This is a genomic window from Isoptericola sp. NPDC019482 (assembly GCF_040632295.1).
Lineage (GTDB): Bacteria > Actinomycetota > Actinomycetes > Actinomycetales > Cellulomonadaceae > Isoptericola.
The window spans coordinates 1-16,180 of the sequence record NZ_JBEYBQ010000056.1 but is presented as its reverse complement, the minus strand read 5'-3'; the positions used below and the strand labels follow the sequence as shown (position 1 = coordinate 16,180).

The following is a 16,180-nucleotide window of genomic DNA, read 5'->3' as shown; positions in this document are numbered from 1 at the left end:
GTCGAACAGCTCGACAGCTCCCACGGAAGCGGCGTCCTGGCCTGGACCTCACCCCGCGGCCGCACCTACCTCACCACCCCCGGCACCGCCGACCATGTCCTCGACCGCCTCGACGAATGGGCCACCACGGCCGCACACCTCAGTCGTCAGCCGGCGCCCGAGGGCGCGACAAGCTCGACTGACGAGACCGACACGAGTGCCCCCAACCCGGCCGAACCCGCCATCACCTCCACCGACGACCCACCGTTCTGAAGGCGCCTGCGAGGTCGGCGGTGCGTCAGGCGTCCAGGTCGTGCGGCAGGCGCAGGACTGCCCGGAGCTTCTCGGCATACGGCTCCCGCTCGGCAGGAGGCGCCCAGCGGGCCTCGGCGTGACGCTGATACAGGCGGTCGTCCGCGTGGCGCGGGAACACGTGCACGTGCAGGTGCCACAGATCCTGGTCTCCCGCCGGCTCGTTGTGCTGGCGGACCGACGTCCCGGCGCAGTCGTAGGAAGTGCGGATGCCTTCGGCGACCCGCTGCGTGAGATCCCAGACCTCCCGCCCGTCCTCCGCCGACAGGGCGTAGAGGTTCTCGACGTGCGGGCGCGGGATCACGAGCACGCCGCCGGGGTTGGCGGGCCACCATTTCGGGGCGACGCGGGCGAAGGCGCGCTCCGTCACGGCGACGACGTCCGACGGCTGGTTCCACTCGTCGTGGACGCCCCGCTGGAAGCGGCAGAAGGGGCAGGCGTAGCCGGGCGGCTCGTGGGTGGTGCCCGGGAGCGCGGGTGATTGGCTCGTCCGCATCGCCTACGCCTCCGCCGGCCGGGTCCACTCGAGCGTGTATCGGAAGAACAGCCGCTGCCGGAACCGGGCGCCGGGCAGGACGCGGCAGGCGGTGTCGCGGACCTCGCCGTAGGTCTGGTGCGCGTCGCGCACCGGCATTCGTGGGCCGTCGCCGGAGGCCACGGCGACGGGGGAGCGGCCCAGGTTCTTGACCATCCCCACCACGGGGTTGGTGAACGACGAGACGAGGTCGACGGCGAGGTCGCGCGGCGCGCCGATGCGCGCGTGCCCGACGACGAGCAGCCGCCCGCCGGGCGCCAGCACCTCGGCGGCGTGCCGCAGCGCGGGCTCGAGGTCCATGTGGTGCAGCGACGCGACCATGGTCACGACGTCGAACGACCCTTCGGCGGGGACGTCCTCGAACCGCCCGTGCCGCACCGTCACGCCGGGGTCGCCTGCGAACCGCGCGGCAGCGACCTCGGCCATCGCTGCGTCCGCGTCGAGCCCGACGACCGTGGCGCCCGCGCGCCGCAGCCGGGCGACGAGCGTGCCCGTGCCGCAGCCGACGTCGAGCGCGCGGCGTCGCCGGCGCGGCAGCCGGCGCAGGATCCAGCCGTGGAAGTGGTCGTTGTGGTTCCACGGGTACCGGGCGTTGACGCGGCCGAGCCAGCGTCCGACGGCGCGGACCTGCGGGTTCGTGGTGGTGCGCGGGTCGAACGTCGTCGTCGGCTTCGTCGTCGGCATGGACAGCGAGGGTAGCGTCACGGCCGTGCCGAACCTCGTCCTGCTGTGCGGGCCCGCCGGCGCGGGCAAGTCCACGCACGCGCGCCGCTTCGCGGCCGACGGCTGTGTGGTCGCGTCGGTCGACGAGCTCGCGTGGGCCGCCGGGCACCCCGCGGTGCACCCGCTGCCGGACGACGCGGCCCGCCGGGTGGCGGACGCCCTGCGGTCCCGCGTCGAGGCGCTCCTGGACGAGGGGCGCGACGTCGTCGTCGACTCGTCGTTCTGGTCGCGCGCGTCGCGGGACGAGTATCGGGCTCTTGGTGCCGCGCACGGTGCGGAGACCCTCGTCGTCTACGTCGACACGCCGCGCGACGTCGCCCTCGCCCGTGTGGCCGAGCGAGCCGCCGCACACCCGCACGACGTCGTGCTGACGCCCGAGACAGCCGCTGCCTTCCACGACGGTTTCGAGGTCCCGACGCCCGACGAGGGCCCGCTGCGGGTCGTCCCCGGAGTCTGATCTCCCGGCCCTCTCGCGCGCCATGTTTCGCGCGTGAGGCAGATGTTCCCGTGAGGTAACCCCGGCCTGACGGCGGCGACACGGCGGCTTCCTACCGTCAGCGTCATGAACGAGACGCAGGGCACGCCCCCCAGCTCCCGGCCGGACCCGCGGCACGTCGTCGTCGTGGGCGGCGGCATGGTCGCGCAGCGGTTCGTCGAGGCCCTGCGGGCCCGCGACGACGCCGGCGCGTGGCGCGTGACCGTCTTCGCCGAGGAGCCGCGCAAGCCGTACGACCGCGTGGGTCTCACCCGGTACTTCGAGGTGCGGGACGCCGAGGAGCTCACGCTCGGCGACCCGGCGCTGTGGGACGACCCGCTGGTCGACCTGCACCGGGACTGCAAGATCGAGACGATCGACCGCGAGGCTCGGACGGTCACCGACCGGCTGGGCCGGGTGCACGCCTACGACGAGCTGGTGCTCGCCACGGGCTCGAACGCCGCGATGCCGCCCATCCCCGGCAACGACCTGCCCGGCGTGTTCGTGTACCGCACGATCGACGACGTCGCGGCGCTGCGCGGCTGGGTCGAGGCCAAGCGGGAGGCGGGCCGGGTCGAGACGCGGGGCGGCGTCGTCGAGAAGCCGGTGCGCGGCGCCGTCATCGGCGGCGGCCTGCTCGGCCTGGAGGCCGCCGGCGCGCTCAAGGCGCTGGGCGCACAGGCGACCGTCATCGAGTTCGGCACGCACCTCATGGGCGTGCAGGTCGACCTGGGCGGCGGGCACGCGCTCAAGCGGCTCATCAACGACAAGGGCATCTCGGTGCGGCCGGAGACGGCCACGAAGGAGATGAAGCCGCACCGCCGCACCGGGCACGTCGGCAAGCTGGAGTTCGGCGACGGCGGCCGCCTCGACGTCGACGTGGTCGTGGTCGCCACCGGCGTGCGCCCGCGCGACGAGCTGGCCCGCGCCGCGGGCCTGGAGATCGGGGAGCGCGGCGGCGCCGTCGTCGACCTCACCTGCCGCACCGCCGACGAGCACGTCTGGGCGATCGGCGAGGTGGCGTGCATCGAGGGTCGCTGCCTGGGCCTGGTGGCGCCCGGCAACACGATGGCGGAGGTCGTGGCCGACCGGCTGCTGGGCGGCGAGGCCACGTTCCCCGGCGCGGACACGGCGACCAAGCTCAAGCTTTCCGGCGTCGACGTCGCGAGCTTCGGCGACGCGCACGGGCGCACGGAGAAGTCGGTCGAGATCGTCTGGGCCGACCCGCTGCGCGGCGTCTACAGCAAGCTCGTCATGGCCGACGACGCGCGCACCCTGCTGGGCGGCGTCTTCGTCGGCGACGCCGGGCCGTACGCGTCCCTGCGGCCGATGCTCGGCGCGGAGCTGCCGGGCGACCCGTCGGCCTTCCTGCTGCCCGAGGGCGCGGGCGGCGCCCCCACCCTCGAGCTGCCCGACGACGCGAACGTCTGCTCGTGCAACAACGTCTCGGCGGGCACGATCCGCGGCGCCGTGAACGGGTCGTTCGAGGGGCACGAGTGCACCGACGTCGCGGGCGTCAAGGCGTGCACCCGTGCGGGCACCACCTGCGGGGCCTGCCTGCCGCTGGTCACCAAGCTGACGAAGACGGAGCTGGCCAAGGCCGGCGTCGAGGTCAGCAACGCGCTGTGCGAGCACTTCGAGCTCTCCCGCGCCCAGCTCTTCGACGCCGTGCGCGTGGCCGACCTGCACACGTTCAGCGAGATCATCGGCCGGTTCGGGCGGGTGCCCGACGGCGCGAGCGACGCCGGCCGCGGCTGCGACATCTGCAAGCCCACCGTCGCGTCGATCCTGGCCAGCCTCGGCAACGGGCACATCCTCGCCGGCGAGCAGGCCACCCTGCAGGACACCAACGACCACATGCTCGCCAACATGCAGAAGGACGGCACGTACTCGGTCGTGCCGCGCATGCCGGGCGGGGAGGTGACGCCGGAGGGGCTGATCGTCGTCGGGCAGGTCGCGAAGGACTTCGGCCTCTACACGAAGATCACCGGCGGGCAGCGGATCGACATGTTCGGTGCCCGCGTCGAGCAGCTCCCGGAGATCTGGCGGCGGCTCGTGGACGCCGGGTTCGAGTCCGGGCACGCGTACGGCAAGTCGCTGCGCACCGTGAAGTCGTGCGTCGGGTCCACCTGGTGCCGGTACGGCGTGCAGGACTCGGTCGGCATGGCCGTCGAGCTCGAGCTCCGGTACCGCGGCCTGCGTTCGCCGCACAAGCTCAAGCTCGGCGTCTCCGGCTGCGCGCGCGAGTGCGCGGAGGCCCGCGGCAAGGACGTCGGCGTCATCGCCACCGACCAGGGGTGGAACGTCTACGTGGGCGGCAACGGCGGCCAGACGCCGAAGCACGCGCAGCTCCTCGCGGAGAACCTCTCCTCCGCCGAGCTGCTGCGCACCATCGACCGCTTCCTCATGCTGTACATCCGCACGGCGGACCGCCTGCAGCGCACCGCCCCGTGGGTGGAGGAGTACGAGGGCGGGCTCGAGGCCATCCGCCAGGTCGTGATCGAGGACTCGCTCGGCATCGGCGCGGACCTCGACGCCGCGATGGCGCAGCACGTCGAGGGCTACGAGGACGAGTGGAAGGCCGTGCTCGACGACCCGGAGAAGCTGGCGCGCTTCGGCTCCTTCGTCAACGCCCCGACGACGCCGGACCCGGCGCTCGCGTACGTGGCCGAGCGCGGGCAGAAGCGCCCGGCCACCGCGGACGAGATCGCCTCCGGCGCCGACGGCCCTGTCGACCCCGAGCTCGTCTCCGCCCTCACCAGCCCCGTCCTCGTCGCCGGCCCCACCCTGGAGGTGCGCGCATGACCGCCCTGACCCCGAGCCCCACCGACACGAGCCCTACCGAGACGAGCGTCGTGGACGGCCCCGGCTGGACCGCCGTCTGCCTGCTGGACGCGCTCGCCCCCGAGCGCGGCGCCGCCGCCCTGGTGACGGGGTCGGACGGCGAGGAGCTGCAGGTGGCGCTGTTCCGCCTGCTCGACGGCACCGTCTGCGCCGTGCAGCAGCTGGACCCGTACTCGGGCGCGAACGTCATGTCGCGCGGCATCGTCGGCACCCGCGGCGGCACGCCCACCGTGGCGTCGCCGGTGTACAAGCAGGTCTTCGAGCTGCACACGGGCCGCTGCCTGGACGCGGCGGGCAAGGAGCCGCGCGCGGGGTTGGCGGGGGACCTCGCGTCGTACCCGGTCGTCGTGTCCGGCGGCGTCGTGCACGTGGGGATCGGATGACGACGCCCGGCGCGGCCCCCGGCCGCGTCACCCTCGTCGGCGCCGGTCCGGGCGCCGCCGACCTGCTCACCTACCGCGCCTGGCGCGCGCTGAGCACGGCCGACGTGGTCGTCACCGACCGGCTGGTGCCGCGCGAGGTGCTCGACGACCTCGACCCGCGGGTCGAGGTCGTCGACGTCGGCAAGACGCCGGGCCGGCACACGCTGCCGCAGGAGGAGATCGACGCGCTGATCGTGGCGCGCGCGCTCGCAGGGCAGCGGGTGGTGCGCCTGAAGGGCGGCGACCCGTTCGTCTTCGGCCGGGGCGGCGAGGAGGTGGCCGCCTGCCGCGCCGCGGGTGTGCCCGTCGACGTCGTGCCCGGGGTGTCGTCGGCGCTCGCGGCTCCCGCGCTGGCCGGCGTCCCGCTCACCCACCGCGGCACGACGACGGCGTTCCACGTCGTCACCGGCCACACGCGCGACGGAGAGGCGCAGCTCGACGACGTCTCCGTCGCGTGCGTGACCTCCCGGGCGGCGACGCTCGTCGTGCTCATGGGCGTCGCGGCGCTGCCCGGCATCGTCGCCCGCCTGCTGGACGCGGGGGCCGCGCGGGACACCCCCGTCGCTATCGTGGAGCGAGGTTCGCTGCCCGACCAGCGGGTCACGCGTGTCGCCCTCGACCTGGCCGCCAAGCGTGCCGAGGAGGTCGGGGTCCGCGCGCCGGCCGTGGTCGTGATCGGCGACGTGGCCCACGACGAGCTGCTGGAGGTCACGCGTGACGCAGGAGGAGCCGCAGGGCGGCCCGGTGGCTGACGCCGCCGCGCGCACGGCCCGGCCCGCGCTGGGCCAGGTGATGGCGGGCTGCACGGTGCTCGTCACGGCAGACCGCCGGTCGGGGGAGCTGGCCGCCGCGCTGGAGCGCCGCGGCGCCACCGTCCGGCACGCGCCCGCGCTGAGCATGATCCCGCACGTGGACGACGACGCCCTGGTCGCGGCGACGCGTGCCCTCGTGGCCGACCCGCCGGACGTCGTCGTCGCGACGACGGGCGTCGGGTTCCGCGCCTGGATCGAGGCGGCCGACGCGCACGGCCTCGCCGACGACCTGCTCGCCGTCCTCGGCCGGGCACGGATCGTCGCGCGCGGGCCGAAGGCGCGGGGCGCCATCCAGGCGGCGGGCCTGCAGGCCGACTGGGTCGCGGAGTCGGAGACGTCGGCCGAGGTCGCCGAGGTGCTGCTCTCCGAGGGAGTCGGCGGGCAGCACGTCGCGATCCAGCACCACGGCGCGGGCGCCGACGGCCTCGACGTCGTGTTCGAGAAGGCGGGCGCCCGGGTGTCCGCGCTGGTCGTGTACCGGTGGGGGCCGCCCCCCGACCCGGCCGCCGTCGAGGCCTCGGTGCGCGCCGCCGCGGCGGGGGAGATCGACGCCGTCGCCTTCACGTCAGCCCCGGGCGCCGAGGCGTGGCTGCGCGCCGTCGAGGCGCAGGGCCTGCGCGACGCGGTCGTGGCGCGCTTCGTCGACGGGTCGATGGTCGCCGCCGCTGTCGGGCCGGTGACGGCCCGCCCGCTGGAGTCGCGCGGCATCCCGACGCTGCAGCCCGAGCGGGGCCGGCTCGGCGCCCTCGTGCGGACGATCGTGGGGCACTACGAGCACCTGGAGTCCGTGGCCCTGGCCACCGTCGCCGGGCCGCTGGTCATCCGGGCCCGCGTCGCCGTCCTCGGTCAGCAGGTGCTGCCCCTGTCGCCCACCGGCGTCGAGGTGCTGCGCCTGCTGGCCTCCGCCGGGGGCGACGTGGTGCCGCGCGAGCGCGTCCTCGACGTGCTGCCCGGCAGCTCCCGCGACCCGCACGCCGTGGAGGTCGCCGTCGCGCGCCTCCGTGACGCCACCGGCCGCCGCGACCTGGTCAAGACCGTCGTCAAGCGCGGCTACCGGCTGGAGCTCGCGCACGACGACGCGCTCTGAGGCTCACGCGGGGTAGACGTCGACCTCCGCCGCCTTGACCGACAGCCACACCCGTGCGCCGGGCACGAGGGCGAGCTCGGCGGCGGACTGGGGGGTGACGTCGGCGGCGAGGCGGTCGGTGCGCACGCGCACCAGGTCGCCGCGCGGCTCGAGGGAGCGCACGGTGGCGCGGAACGCGTTGCGCGGGGAGCCGTGCTGCTCGTCGAGGTAGACGGCGACGGCGGCGGGCCGGAAGACAGCGGTGGCCGACGCCCCGTCGGAGAGCCCGTCGGTCGGGGTGCGGCCGTGCACCACCTCGCCCGTGGCGGTGCGCACGCCGTCGCCGGTCCACGTCCCCGTGAGCAGGTTGAGGCCGGCGATCTTCGCCGCGAACGCGCTGCGCGGCCGGCTCAGCACCTGGGCGGTCGGCCCGCGCTCGACGACGCGCCCGCCCTCGACCACGGCCACCTCGTCGGCGAGCAGCAGCGCGTCGAGGACGTCGTGGGTGGTGATCACCGCCGTCTGACCGGCGAGCAGATGGCGGAGGGTCTGGCGCAGCTCGGGCGTGACATCGACGTCGAGCGCGGCCATGGGCTCGTCGAGCAGCAGCAGCCGCGGCTCGGCCGCGAGCGCCCGCGCGACGGCGACGCGCTGCGCCTGCCCGCCCGAGAGGGTCGACGGCGCGCGGTCCGCCAGGTGCGCGAGCCCGACCTGCTCCAGCCGGAGGTCCGCCGCCGCGTCGGCCGCGCGCCGTCGGGCGCCCTGCGACCGCGGCCCGAACGCCACGTTCTGCCGCACGGACAGGTGCGGGAAGATCAGCGCGTCCTGCGCGAGCAGTGCGACCTGCCGGGCGTGGGGCGGCACCCAGGTGCGCACGCGGCCGCCCTCGGCGCGGGCCAGGGTGCGGCTGTCGAGCGCGATCGTGCCGTCGTGCGGGCGCAGCGTGCCGGCCGCGAGGCCGAGCGTCGTCGACTTGCCTGCCCCGTTGGGCCCGAGCAGGGCGAGGGTACGGCCCTCGGCGACGTCGAGCTCGACGTCGAACCCGCGGGCGGGCAGCGTGGCGGCGAAGGTGAGCGTCACAGCGGGCCCCGGTCCCGCCGCGTGGCGGCGATGACGAGCACGGCGACGACGACGAGCAGCAGGGACAGGGCGACGGCGGCGTCGGGGTCGGTCTCGCGCTGCAGGTAGATCTCCAGCGGCAGGGTGCGGGTGACGCCCTGCAGGCTGCCGGCGAACGTGATCGTGGCGCCGAACTCGCCGAGCGCGCGGGCGAACGACAGCACGGCCCCGGACAGCAGGCCGGGCCACACGAGGGGGAGGGTCACGCGCCGCAGCACGGTCGTCGGCCGGGCGCCGAGCGACGCCGCGACCGCCTCGTAGCGGGCGCCCGCCGTGCGCAGCGCGCCCTCGAGGCTCGTCACGAGGAACGGCAGCGCGACGAAAGTCTGCGCGAGCACCACCGCCGTCGTGGAGAACGCGACCTGCACGCCCGCCACCTCCAGCGTCTCGCCGAGCAGGCCACGCCGGCCGAAGGTGTACAGCAGCGCGATGCCGCCGACGACGGGCGGCAGCACCAGCGGCACCATCACGAGCGAGCGCAGCAGGTCGATCCCGGGGAACCGGCAGCGCGCCAGCACCAGCGCCATCGGGACGCCGAGCACGAGGCACGCCACCGTGCTGGCGGCCGACGTCTGCAGGCTGAGCAGCAGCGCCGCCCGCGCGGACTCGCTGGTGATCAGCGACCAGTAGCTCGACCAGTCGACCCGAGTCGCCATCGCGACCAGCGGGAGCAGCACGAACAGCCCGCCCACCGCGGCGGGCGCGAACGCCCACCGGGGCAGGCCGACGGCGGTCTCGGCGCGGGGCGCGGTCACTGGCACGGGCCGGTCACGGGGCCGCGAAGCCGAACCCGGTGAGGGTCTGCTGCCCCTCGTCCGACAGGACGAGGTCGACGAACTCCTCCGCGAGCTCCGCCTCGTCGGCGTCCGTCACCGGGGCGATCGGGTAGGTGTTCACGGCGCTGTCCGACTCGGGGAACTCGACGCCCTCGACGGCGTCGCCCGCGGAGGCGACGTCGGTGACGTACACGAGCCCGGCGTCCGCCTCGCCCGCGATCACCTTGCCGAGGACGTCGGTGACGCTCTGCTCCTCGCTCACGGGCCGAAGGTCGAGGCTCGCGGCCTCGGCGACCTTCGCGGACGCGGCCCCGCACGGCACCTCCGGCGCGCACAGCACGAGCTTCACGTCCGGGGAGGCGAGGTCCTGGAGGGACTCGACGCCGGCCGGGTTGCCCGGCGGGACGGCGATCTCCAGCGTGTTGGTGGCGAAGGCCTGCGGCTCGACGACGAGGTCGTCGGCCGTCAGCTTGTCCATGTTCGCCGTGTCCGCGGAGGCGAAGACGTCGGCCGGCGCGCCCTGCTGGATCTGCGCCACCAGGTCGGACGACCCCGCGAAGCTGAGCTGCACGTCCACCCCGTCGTGCGCGGCCTCGAACTGCTCGGCGAGGTCCTCGAACGAGCCCTTCAGCGAGGCCGCCGCGAACACGGTGAGCGTCGTCGTGCCGACGTCGCCCGACGCCGGCGCGCCGCAGCCCGCCAGCGCCGTCACGGCGAACGCCGTCGACAAGGCCGCGACCCCGGCGGCGATGTGCTTCCTCATGCGACACCCTTGTCCTCTGCCTCGATCACGACCGTCGTCGACTTGATGACCGCCACCGCCACGGAGCCGCGCTCCAGCCCCAGGTCGTGCACGGCCTCGGTGCTCATGAGCGACACCACGCGGAACGGCCCGCACTGCAGCTCCACCTGCGACATCACCGGGTCGCTCCGGATGTCGGTGACCAGCCCGACGAACCGGTTGCGCGCCGAGCTCTTCATCCCGCCGGGCAGGGCCGGGACGGTCGCGTGCTCGCGCGCCACCATCGCCACCTCGTACCCGTCCACGACCTTGCGACCCGACGCGTCGGTCGTGGACCCGAGCAGCCCGCGGTCGATCCACCGGCGCACGGTGTCGTCGCTGACGCCGAGGTACACGGACGCTTCGGAAACTCGCATGTGCGGCACGAGCAGCAGCATAGCCCCGCATCTGCGTCACGAGGTGGAGACTCTAGGATCGCCGCATGCATGTTCGTGCTGCCGGTCCGGAGGACGCGGCGTCGCTGTCCGAGCTGCTCAACGCGGTGATCGCCGAGGGCGGCAGGACCGCGATCACGACGCCGCTGTCCGCAGACGAGCTCGCGGAGTGGTTCATCACCGGGCCGCACTGCGCGAGCTGCGTGGTGGCGGTCGGTGACACGGAGGAGCGGTTGGGGTTCCAGGCGCTCGAACGATTCCACGAAGACCTTCCCGTCGGAGCGGCCGACATCGCCACCTTCGTCTCGGCGGACGCCCGCGGTCAGGGCGTCGGTCGCGCCCTGGCGCGGGCGACCGTACGGCTCGCCGAGCAGGCGGGGCTCACCTCGCTCCGCGCGGTCATCCGACGGCAGAACGGCGGTGCGATCCGCTACTACCGTTCCCTCGGGTTCGACGACGAGGGCGGGCGCCTCACGGGCGAGACGATCACGGTGTGGCGTCCGGTGCCCGCCGTGTCCGACCGGTGGGGGATGTGAACCCCCCACCGGCCAGTGGCCCGCGGGCGTCGGCGGCGGAGCACGACCTGCCGGGGACCGCGGGCGGCGGGGACATAGGCTGACGCCCGTGCATGACGACGTGACGCGGCGACGGTCGGTGGCCGACCACAGGACGGCGGTGGCCGGCCTGGTCGCGCCCGCCCTGGCGGCGGCGCGCGGGCGGGCGTCCGCGCGGATCGACGTCGCGACCCTGCTGACGCAGGTGGGCGCCGGCGCCGGGCTGTCGCCGCGCGTGCTGGCGCGCGACGCGGTGGCCGCCGTCGCGCTGCCCGGCTTCGACAACTCCCAGATGGACGGGTACGCGGTGCGCTCGGCCGACCTCGCGGGCGCGTCCGTCGGCGACCCGGTGGCCCTGCCCGTCGTCGCCCCCGTGCCCGCCGGGACCCACCCGGCGGCGCTGGAGCCGGGCACGGCCGCGCCCGTGATGACCGGAGCACCCGTGCCCGCCGGGGCCGACGCCGTCGTCAAGATCGAGGACGCCGACCCGCCGCGCTTCGGTGACCCGGCCGCGTCCGCAGAGGTTCGGTTCGCCGCTCCCGTCGCGCCGGGCACGTTCGTGCGGACGGCGGGATCCGACGTCGCGGCCGGCGACGTGCTGGTCCCCGCCGGGACGCCGCTCGGCGCCCCGCAGCTCGGCGCGCTCGTCGCCGCCGGCGTCACGACCGTCGATGTCGCCGCCCCGCCGCACGTGCTGCTCGTGTCCACCGGCTCGGAGCTGGCCCCGGCGGGCGCACGGCTCGGCCCGGCGCAGGTGCACGACGCCAACGGCGCCGCGCTCACCGCGGCGCTCGGGCAGGCAGGGGCCCGCGTCACGACCCGCGTCGCGCCGGACCGTCCCGACGCGCTGCTGCGGGTGCTCGCCGACGCGGCGGGCGACGTCGCCCTCGTCGTCACGACCGGCGGCGTGTCCGCCGGGGCGTACGAGGTGGTGCGCCAGACGCTCACCGGCGCCTGGTTCGGGCACGTCGCCGTTCAGCCCGGCGGGCCGCAGGGTCTCGGCACGGTCACCCTCGGGTCGGGCCAGGACGTGCCGCTCGTGGCGTTCCCCGGCAACCCGGTGAGCGCGTACGTGTCGTTCGAGCTGTTCCTGCGCCCGGTGCTCGCCGCCGCGACGGGCGCGGCTCCCGCGCGCCGTGCGACCGGCCGCGCGCCCCTCGCCGAGCCCCTCGACTCGCCGCCGGCGCTGCACCAGGTGCGGCGCGGCACGCTCGACGCCGACGGCCGTGTGCGCATGACCGGCGGCCCCGGCTCCCACCTGCTGACCCACCTCGCCGCCGCGACGGTCCTCGTGCACGTGCCGCCGGGCGTCGCGCACCTCGACGCCGGCGACCCCGTCGACTACCAGGAGCTCCGTTGACAGACCCGACGCCCGACACGAACGAGCCGACCCAGGGCCTGACCCACTACCGCGCCGACGGCGCCGCCCACATGGTCGACGTCTCCGCCAAGGACGTCACGAAGCGGCAGGCCACCGCGACGGGCGTGCTGCGCACGCGCGCGGACGTCGTCGCGCGGATCGCGTCCGGCGACCTGCCGAAGGGGGAGGCGATCGCCACCGCGCGCATCGCTGGGATCCTGGGCGCCAAGCGCACGCCCGACCTCGTGCCGCTGTGCCACCCGCTGCCGATCTCCGGGGTGGAGATCGACGTCGTGCCCGCCTCCGACGGGTCCGGCACGGTCGCGATCTCCGCGACCGTGCGCACCACCGGCCGCACGGGCGTCGAGATGGAGGCGCTCACCGCGGTGACGGTCGCCGGCCTGACGCTCTACGACATGATCAAGGCCGTCGACAAGGCAGCCGTGCTCACGGACGTGCAGGTGGTGGCGAAGTCGGGCGGCAAGTCCGGCGACTGGGCCCGGGCGGCGTCGTCCGCCGAGCCGCACGGGGAGGACGCATGACCGGCACCCACGCGCACCACGACGGCGGTCGCACCCAGCGGCGCGTCGCCGTCGTCGTCGCCTCGGACCGTGCGGCGGCGGGGGAGTACGAGGACCGCTCGGGACCGGCGGCCGTGGCGTGGTTCGAGGCCCGCGGCTGGCGCACGTCGCCGCCGCTCGTCGTGCCCGACGGCGAGCCGGTGCGCGAGGCGCTCGCCGCGCTGCTGGTCGCCGCGCCGGACGACGTGCCGCACCTGATCGTCACCAGCGGCGGCACGGGGCTCGGCCCGCGCGACCGCACCCCCGAGGCGACGCGCGCCGTCCTGGACCGCGAGGTGCCGGGGATCGCGGAGCTCGTCCGCGCGCGCTCGCTCGCGCCGACCGACCCGGCGAAGAAGGCCGTGCCCGCGGCGGCGCTGTCCCGTGGCGTCGCGGGTGTCGCCGGGCGCACGCTGGTCGTCAACCTGCCGGGCTCCGTCGGCGGCGTCACGGACGGCCTCGACGCGCTGGCCGACGTGCTGCCGCACGCCGTCGACCAGCTCGCGGGCGGCGACCACCCTGCGTCGTCGGCCGACCCTGCAGAGACGCGAGCTCCGGCGAGCACGACCGGCGAGGCGGTCGTGCTGCGCGCCGACGTCGTCGACGCGCCCCTGGACCCGCTGGTCGAGGAGCTCGGGGCGCTGGTGCGCGACGACGCGTGCGGCGCGGTGGCGACGTTCTCGGGCTACGTGCGCGACCACGACGGCGGGCGCGGGGTCCTGCGCCTGCACTACGAGGCGCACCCGGACGCGGCGACGGTCCTGCGGACGGTGGCGGAACGCGTCGCACGCCGCACGGCCGCGGCGACGGGGGATCGCGTCCGCGTCGCCGTCGTGCACCGCACCGGCGACCTGACGATCGGCGACGTCGCGGTGGTGGCGGCCGTGGCGGCGGGGCACCGGCAGGCGGCGTTCACTGCCGCGTCGGACCTGGTCGAGGAGCTCAAGGCCGAGGTGCCGATCTGGAAGGAGCAGGGCTTCGACGACGGCACGTCGGAGTGGGTCGCCTCACTCGGCTGACCGGTCAAGAAGGGCGGCGGCGGCCGCGGACCCGCAGGTCACCTGCTGTTCACCTGAGGGTCGGTGTCACGACGGCCGCCCGCCATCGGTGCTCCCTACGTTCGGGCACGTCACCCCCTGTCCTGACCCTGCACACCCTCAGGAGTGCCACCGATGACGATCGCCCCCGAGTCGCGCCCGCTGCTGGAGCTCGCGGCCACGCCCCACGGCCCCCACTACGCGCGCGGCAAGCGCAGCCCGGTCACGTGCCGGCTCAAGTGCGCCGACGCGTGCTCGCACCCCGCCCCCAACGAGTCCGCCAACGAGTACTTCCGCGACGTCGCGGCCCGTGCGCTGTCGCGCCGCGTCATGCTGGGCGGCCTGGCCGCCGCGGCCGCCACCGTCGTCGTCGGCGCGCAGGTGGCGGGCGCGCCCGGCGCGAGCGCCGCCACCGCCGCCGGCCGCGGGCACGGCGCGGGCAAGGGCCTCGCGTTCGGCGCCATCGCGCCGCAGGACGCCGGCGTGGACGCCTTCGTCGTGCCGGAGGGCTACGAGTGGTCGCCCATCATCCGGTGGGGCGACCCGATCCTGCCCGGCGGCCGCGCGTTCGACGCCGCGCACCAGACGCCGGAGCAGCAGGCCAAGCAGTTCGGCTACAACGTCGACTACCTCGACATCCTCCCCGCCGACCCCGACGACGTGCAGCCGCGCGGGGCCAAGACCAAGCGTGGGCGGCGCGGCCTGCTCGTGAGCAACCACGAGTACACCAACGCCGGGATCATGTTCGACGAGTCGTACGACGCCGCCACGCGCCGCGCCATCGAGCGCGCGGCCTGGGGCCTGTCGGTCGTCGAGGTGCGCCGCGACCGCGAGGGCTCCCCGTGGAGCTACTCCCGGATCAGCCGCTACAACCGCCGCATCACCGTGGACACCGAGTTCCGCGTGGACGGCCCGGCGGCCGGCTCCTACCTCATGAAGACGGTCGAGGACCCGAGCGGCACCCGCGTGCGCGGCACCCTGAACAACTGCGCGGGCGGCACGACGCCGTGGGGCACTGTCGTCTCCGGCGAGGAGAACTACAACGCGAACTTCCGCGTCAACGGCAAGGACCCGCGCGACGCGCGGTACGGCCTCAAGGACGCCGCCACGAGCTACGGCTGGGAGCTCGACGACCCGCGCTTCGACGGCCGCAACCCCGGCTACGAGTACGAGAGCCACCGCTTTGGCTGGGTCGTCGAGGTGGACCCGTACGAGCCCGACGAGGCGCCGGTGAAGCACACGGCGATGGGCCGCTTCAAGCACGAGGGCGCCAACGTCATCCTGTCCCGCCGCGGGCACGCCGTCGCGTACATGGGCGACGACGAGCGCTTCGACTACGTGTACAAGTTCGTGTCGAAGGACCGCTTCCGCGAGGGCAGCAGCCGCTGGGCCCGCCGCCACAACAAGACCCTGCTGTCCGAGGGCGACCTGTACGTCGCGCGGTTCCGGGGCGACTCCCCGGCGTCCGAGATCGACGGCACGGGCGCGGTCCCGTCCGACGGCGCCTTCGACGGCACGGGCGAGTGGGTGGCGCTGGTCAAGGACGGCGAGTCGCAGGTGCCGGGCATGACCACGGAAGAGGTGCTCGTCTTCACCCGCCTCGCGGCCGACGCCGTCGGCGCCACCAAGATGGACCGCCCCGAGGACGTCGAGCCCAACCCGCTCACCGGCCGCATCTACGTGGCGTGCACCAACAACACCGACCGCGGCAAGGCGGGCAAGGAGGGCGCCACGGAGCCCAACCCGCGCACCACCAACCGCGACGGGCACGTCGTCGAGATCATCGAGGACGGCGGCGACCAGACCGCGACCACGTTCACGTGGAACCTGCTGCTCGTCGCCGGCGACCCGGCGGTGAACGGCTCGACGTACTTCTCGGGCTTCCCTGCCGACAAGGTGTCGCCGATCTCCTGCCCCGACAACCTCGCGTTCGACGCCGACGGCAACCTGTGGATCTCCACCGACGGCGCGCCGTCGACGATCCAGAAGTGCGACGGCCTGTTCAAGGTCACGCTCACCGGGCGCGAGCGCGGCCGCGTGGAGCAGTTCCTCTCCGTGCCGCGCGACGCCGAGACCTGCGGGCCCGTCGTCGACTCGCGCGACGGGATGGTCTACGTCAACGTCCAGCACCCGGGGGAGGACGGCACCTTCGCCGCGCCGAACTCCTACTTCCCGGACTACCTCGCCGAGGGCGAGCGGGCCCCCGCCGGCGCCTGGCGCGGGCCCCGCCCGTCCACCGTCCAGGTCTACAAGGCCGGCCGCGGCGAGCACCCCGGCAACGGCCAGGGCAACGGGCACGGGAACGGCAACGGCCACGGCAAGGGCGGCGACGGCTGGGACGGCCCCGGCCCGTTCCCGTGGCCGCGCCACCGCTGACCGCGAGGTAGTACGGCTCTCGCCGAGGTAGTGGACTGGTCCACTACCTCGGCG

General features: G+C 75.1%; 17 protein-coding genes. 11 read left to right on the top strand and 6 right to left on the bottom strand.

The features are described 5' to 3' along the window. Positions 1–252 (top strand): hypothetical protein (locus ABZ493_RS20995; RefSeq protein WP_430584053.1); only part of this gene is annotated, 252 nt, incomplete at its 5' end. Between the two features lie 25 nt (positions 253–277). On the opposite strand, the gene ABZ493_RS20990 is transcribed toward ABZ493_RS20995, so the two are convergent. Then, positions 278–787: an HIT family protein gene (locus ABZ493_RS20990; protein WP_430584052.1), complete on the bottom strand. Its 510-nt coding sequence runs from the start codon at positions 785–787 to the stop codon at positions 278–280. Between the two features lie 3 nt (positions 788–790). Next, positions 791–1,510 (bottom strand): class I SAM-dependent methyltransferase, encoded by a 720-nt coding sequence (locus ABZ493_RS20985; RefSeq protein WP_430584051.1) that lies wholly within the window; start codon positions 1,508–1,510, stop codon positions 791–793. Positions 1,511–1,535: 25 nt separating this feature from the next. On the opposite strand from ABZ493_RS20985, the gene ABZ493_RS20980 reads away from it, so the two are divergent. From ABZ493_RS20980 to ABZ493_RS20960, 5 genes are all read left to right on the top strand, one after another. Then, positions 1,536–2,006, top strand: coding sequence for an ATP-binding protein (locus tag ABZ493_RS20980; protein ID WP_430584050.1), 471 nt, complete (start codon positions 1,536–1,538; stop codon positions 2,004–2,006). Positions 2,007–2,111: 105 nt separating this feature from the next. Then, positions 2,112–4,829: a nitrite reductase large subunit NirB gene (gene nirB / locus ABZ493_RS20975; RefSeq protein WP_430584049.1), complete on the top strand. Its 2,718-nt coding sequence runs from the start codon at positions 2,112–2,114 to the stop codon at positions 4,827–4,829. Continuing rightward, positions 4,826–5,251: a nitrite reductase (NAD(P)H) small subunit gene (locus ABZ493_RS20970; RefSeq protein ID WP_430584048.1), complete on the top strand. Its 426-nt coding sequence runs from the start codon at positions 4,826–4,828 to the stop codon at positions 5,249–5,251. Before nirB ends, ABZ493_RS20970 begins: the two co-directional genes overlap by 4 nt. Further along, entirely contained in the window at positions 5,248–6,042 is a 795-nt protein-coding gene (cobA, locus tag ABZ493_RS20965; protein ID WP_430584047.1) for a uroporphyrinogen-III C-methyltransferase, read from the top strand. Before ABZ493_RS20970 ends, cobA begins: the two co-directional genes overlap by 4 nt. A 40-nt stretch (positions 6,043–6,082) precedes the next feature. Further along, positions 6,083–7,189, top strand: coding sequence for a uroporphyrinogen-III synthase (locus tag ABZ493_RS20960; RefSeq protein ID WP_430584054.1), 1,107 nt, complete (start codon positions 6,083–6,085; stop codon positions 7,187–7,189). Positions 7,190–7,192: 3 nt separating this feature from the next. On the opposite strand, the gene ABZ493_RS20955 is transcribed toward ABZ493_RS20960, so the two are convergent. From ABZ493_RS20955 to ABZ493_RS20940, 4 genes are read right to left on the bottom strand one after another with little or no spacing between them, the layout of a single operon-like run. After that, complete coding sequence (locus ABZ493_RS20955) at positions 7,193–8,248, bottom strand: ABC transporter ATP-binding protein (protein ID WP_430584046.1); 1,056 nt, start codon at positions 8,246–8,248, stop codon at positions 7,193–7,195. Beyond that, a complete protein-coding gene (locus ABZ493_RS20950) occupies positions 8,245–9,042 on the bottom strand; it encodes an ABC transporter permease (RefSeq protein ID WP_430584045.1) in 798 nt (265 codons plus the stop codon). The genes ABZ493_RS20955 and ABZ493_RS20950 overlap by 4 nt, the downstream gene beginning before the upstream one ends. A gap of 13 nt (positions 9,043–9,055) precedes the next feature. Further along, complete coding sequence (modA, locus tag ABZ493_RS20945; RefSeq protein ID WP_430584044.1) at positions 9,056–9,826, bottom strand: molybdate ABC transporter substrate-binding protein; 771 nt, start codon at positions 9,824–9,826, stop codon at positions 9,056–9,058. Next, entirely contained in the window at positions 9,823–10,230 is a 408-nt protein-coding gene (locus ABZ493_RS20940) for a TOBE domain-containing protein (RefSeq protein ID WP_430584043.1), read from the bottom strand. Before ABZ493_RS20940 ends, modA begins: the two co-directional genes overlap by 4 nt. A 56-nt stretch (positions 10,231–10,286) precedes the next feature. On the opposite strand from ABZ493_RS20940, the gene ABZ493_RS20935 reads away from it, so the two are divergent. From ABZ493_RS20935 to ABZ493_RS20915, 5 genes are all read left to right on the top strand, one after another. Then, the gene (locus tag ABZ493_RS20935) at positions 10,287–10,775 is read left to right on the top strand and encodes a GNAT family N-acetyltransferase (RefSeq protein WP_430584042.1); all 489 of its coding nucleotides are present in this window, start codon (positions 10,287–10,289) and stop codon (positions 10,773–10,775) included. 88 nt (positions 10,776–10,863) lie between these two features. Then, the gene (gene glp, locus ABZ493_RS20930) at positions 10,864–12,153 is read left to right on the top strand and encodes a gephyrin-like molybdotransferase Glp (RefSeq protein WP_430584041.1); all 1,290 of its coding nucleotides are present in this window, start codon (positions 10,864–10,866) and stop codon (positions 12,151–12,153) included. After that, positions 12,150–12,695 (top strand): cyclic pyranopterin monophosphate synthase MoaC, encoded by a 546-nt coding sequence (gene moaC, locus ABZ493_RS20925; RefSeq protein ID WP_430584040.1) that lies wholly within the window; start codon positions 12,150–12,152, stop codon positions 12,693–12,695. Before glp ends, moaC begins: the two co-directional genes overlap by 4 nt. Then, positions 12,692–13,732: a molybdenum cofactor biosynthesis protein MoaE gene (locus tag ABZ493_RS20920; RefSeq protein WP_430584039.1), complete on the top strand. Its 1,041-nt coding sequence runs from the start codon at positions 12,692–12,694 to the stop codon at positions 13,730–13,732. The genes moaC and ABZ493_RS20920 overlap by 4 nt, the downstream gene beginning before the upstream one ends. A gap of 153 nt (positions 13,733–13,885) precedes the next feature. Beyond that, on the top strand, positions 13,886–16,126 hold the full coding sequence (locus ABZ493_RS20915) for a PhoX family phosphatase (RefSeq protein ID WP_430584038.1): 2,241 nt from the start codon (positions 13,886–13,888) through the stop codon (positions 16,124–16,126). Positions 16,127–16,180: the final 54 nt, after the last annotated feature.